The following is a 3,612-nucleotide window of genomic DNA, read 5'->3' as shown; positions in this document are numbered from 1 at the left end:
CGGCGGTAATGATGGTGCCCAGGCGCCAGCCCGAGGCCGTTAAGTTAATAAGACGATTTTCTCCGACCCTCGGGACCGTATATCCACCAGAGAGTGAGAACACGTGGGTTCGATCGAACGCCGTGCTGCCATAGTATTGCTTGGGAGCAATCACATTAGCCATCAACTGCGTTGTTGATGTGTTCGATTGCCCAGCGTTCGGCGCATCCTGCAAGGCGTGACTCCAGGTATAGGAAGACTTCCAGAACAGTCCCTTGTGGCTTTGCCGAATGGCAAAGATCACGCCGTTGTAATTGCTCGTAAGGCCATTGCGGTAGAACGTAATCTGACCCCAATCCTGGGTACGACGCTTCTGAAATCCGTTCGCGATCAGGTCACCAGGAAGCAGGTTGTAATCGCCGCCGTAATACAGGTCATAACCGCGGCTTCCCACGTAGGTGAGAGAGAAGACAGCCCGCCCCACGCTCTCCTGCTCGATACCAAGCGAGTAAACCATGACCTTCTGCGACTTCAGGTCACGGTCGTATCCATTCAAGCCCGAGGCGAACTTGGTTGTACAAGAGGGGTCGTAACAAATATTTCCCTTCGAATCGGCGCCATAGGTCACCACTGGCGGCAAATGGAAACCATACGGAGCGACGGGAGTTTGAAAATCTCCATAAGGAATCGGTTTAAGAAATGCCTGGTATTGCGGAGCGCTCGATGTCGATACGGATAACGAGATCCGGTTGGGCGGATTCGTTGGAAGATTCATCGAGACTTCACCAGGCTGCACGGAGTCAAGATAAAGACCGACCCCGCCACGCACCAGCAGCTTGCCATTGGGTGCCGGTGATCTTCCATTGATCGTCCACGAAGATGCCATTCCAACTAACCTGCGATCCGTATATCTGCGGCTGATATTTGCCGTCACCGCCGATTGAGAAGTAAGACGCATTCGTCGCCTGATCCTGCAGGAAGGTCAACTCGTTCGTGAATTGAGTGCTGAATGGACGGGCATAGCGATCCTGCCGCGAGTAGGAATCGCCGTGGAAATACTGGTATCCGAGTCGCAGGCTATGGGCGCCAAGATTCCAGCTCACCGTATCGCGAACATTCAGGGGATGCTCGCGCGTGCTGGTACCGTTTTGCGTCGTCTGAATATTCGATCCGGTATTAATGCGCGGTGTTGGTGGAACTGACTGCGAAATCGGATTCGCCGCCTCAATGGCCTGCCAGGTACGGGCAGCGCCGAAATGGGCCTCATTAACCAGACGCGATGAAAAGGCGCGAACATAGTTAATAGACCAGTACCAGGTCACGCTGGGCGATGCGGAATCGAAAAATGCCCGGTCCGAAAGAAATCCTGAGGTCTGGTTGAGATGGATATATTGCCCGTAGATGCGGTCTTTCCCGCCACGGAAAAGCTGATCCAGACGAATGTTCCATTGTGTGCCGTTATATGGGTTGGTCTGTGCCGACTGTCCGACATAACGTACTGGAGTACTGCAAGGGAGATTATTTGTCGCAGGTGTTTCACAGCCTGATGTTGCGGTGTGTGGAAATGCGGCGGAAGCCAGAACAGGAACACCGTTGTAAACCCTCGTGGGAGGCGCCATGGCGAGAGCCTTAGTCCCCATGGCGGTTGGGTAGGCCGTTTGCGCCCAATTCACCAGTTCTGGAGCCAGCCAGGTGTCGAGACCACCACCCGCGCCCGCTGAGCGAAGCAGTTGCACCGAGCCAAAGAAAAAAGTTCGATCCTTCCATAGAGGCCCGCCAAGCGCCGCGACAAAATTCTGACGATGGAAGTTGAAGTTCGAGGGAGAGAAGACCTTTGACGCGCTTAGAAAGCGTCCTGTGTATGTGAAGTCCAGGCTGCCGTGAAAGCTGTTCGCGCCGGACTTGGTCGTGAACGCTGTCTGGAGGGAAGAACTCTGTCCGTTTTCGACCGAATAACTCTGCGTCTGTAGGCTGACCTGATCGATCATGTCCGGGTTAGGCAGAATTGTTATATTGCCCCGGGTGGTCGTGCTCATTACTGGCAGGTCGTCGATGAGGTAGAGATTGGATGCGCCAGGCAGACCATTTGCGGTGATCGGAGAGGAAATAGAAGAATTCGACCCTGGCTGAAAGGTGCCGCTCCCAAATATCGACGAGCCATAACCAATCCCGTTACTTGGGTCGACAAAGCCACCCACCCCTGGTGCAAGCTGAACCAACATCGTGGTGTCGCGATTTGGAAGCGGCAGCAGACCGATATTCTCACTCGTCAAGGTGGCCTGTACCCGGGTTTCATCGGGATTGATGCCCTCGGAGGTAGCGGCGACATTCACCAGTGTGTCGGTTGCTCCGACCCGGAGCTCTACATTTACACCACGCACTTCATTGGCTCCAACCTGGACGTCGATCTGGCTCGTGGAAAAGCCCGGGGCACTGATCCGGAGTTGATACGAACCAGGAGCAATGGATGGAAAAAAGAAGCTTCCGGACGACGAGGTCGCTGTTTGGAGATCGCCCCCCGTAGACAGGTTATGAAGTACGACCGAGGCTGCTGGAACAATCGCGCCGGTCTGATCCGAGACCGTCCCTTGAACCGTCCCGCTGAATTGAGCGATTGCGATGCTGCTCCATAGCAATGCAAACAGACCAATGACCCGAAGATACCTGCTTCTCATCTTTCCCCCAAAGGCAGCCGGCAGAGTGGATGCAACCATGCCTGATCCGGCGCAACGCGAATCCTCGGGGCCAKGTTTCTGCTCCGTCAAGGGACTTAACGTAAGTGAACCGGCGTTTACGTTAATTCGCTTTTAGAGTCAGAGACATACCGCCACGTCACGAACTCTAGCCACCAACCGAATCGAAGAAACGTAATCCCAAACGGCAGAGCCCGCAGCGTGCATTCCGGCACGCGGAATAGCTACCTATTTACGTAAAGATGTGTTCTTAGACGGTTAAGTCACTTGAGYCTCGTCGGCATGCGGCACGACGATTCCCCGGTTCCCAGACCGGTGGCTCACGCGTTCTGAAACGGTTCACATGGCCGGGACGAGGCGTTGCGGCAAGCATGCCGCAGCAATGGATGCAAACGATCGTCGACTAACAGGCGGATGGAGGATACATGTTGGTAGCCATGACTCGTAAAGCTGTATCGGCAAGCAGCACCCCGCGATGGGTGCGGCTTGTTCTAGGTATTTTTCTTCTCGCAAGTGCACATGCGGCAATTGGCCAGGGTACATATACCGGCAAGATCGGAGTGGAAGTCTCAGAAAGGCCTACCGGCTTCCGTGATGCCTTCGTCCATCAGGGGCGGCTTTTTCTTACGACAGATGGTTCTGCGAAGGCCCCTTACGACGCCAACGGTTGGCCCACGACGGACGGACTTGCGGTGATCTTTGACCAGCGTCCCTACCTGGCATGGAATCCGCCCATGGATGATCCAGATGCCGTACAACCGGATTGCAGTGGAAAGTACCTGATGTCCTTCTATGGACAGGCGACGCTGTCTGCGGGACCAGACTCGCCCTATCTTACTTTCTCGAACCAGAGCTACGACCCTGTCAACAACTATTCCATGGTCTACGTGACGCTGCCGCCAGGACAACCCTCGCTGATGACGATCCTATTCACCAACAC

General features: G+C 54.9%; 3 protein-coding genes. 1 reads left to right on the top strand and 2 read right to left on the bottom strand.

Annotated elements, in window-relative coordinates; all coding sequences use genetic code 11:
* Nucleotides 1-865: hypothetical protein (locus AB4043_RS21485; RefSeq protein ID WP_442308032.1), on the bottom strand; the 865-nt coding region annotated here is incomplete at its 3' end.
* Nucleotides 780-2,654, bottom strand: coding sequence for a carboxypeptidase regulatory-like domain-containing protein (locus tag AB4043_RS21480; RefSeq protein ID WP_442308031.1), 1,875 nt, complete (start codon nt 2,652-2,654; stop codon nt 780-782). The genes AB4043_RS21480 and AB4043_RS21485, both read right to left, overlap by 86 nt.
* Nucleotides 2,655-3,109: 455 nt before the next feature.
* Here AB4043_RS21480 and AB4043_RS21475 point away from each other — a divergent pair.
* Nucleotides 3,110-3,612 (top strand): hypothetical protein (locus AB4043_RS21475; RefSeq protein WP_442308030.1); only part of this gene is annotated, 503 nt, incomplete at its 3' end.

The sequence above is a fragment of the Terriglobus sp. YAF25 genome, from assembly GCF_052113305.1.
Lineage (GTDB): Bacteria > Acidobacteriota > Terriglobia > Terriglobales > Acidobacteriaceae > Terriglobus.
Note: the sequence above shows the minus strand (reverse complement) of the source record. Positions and strands in the feature narration are given on the sequence as shown.

Excerpts from the sequence above, each read along its gene's own strand:
- AB4043_RS21480 (WP_442308031.1), bottom strand. The coding sequence starts at position 2,654 with ATGAGAAGCAGGTATCTTCGGGTCATTGGTCTGTTTGCATTGCTATGG.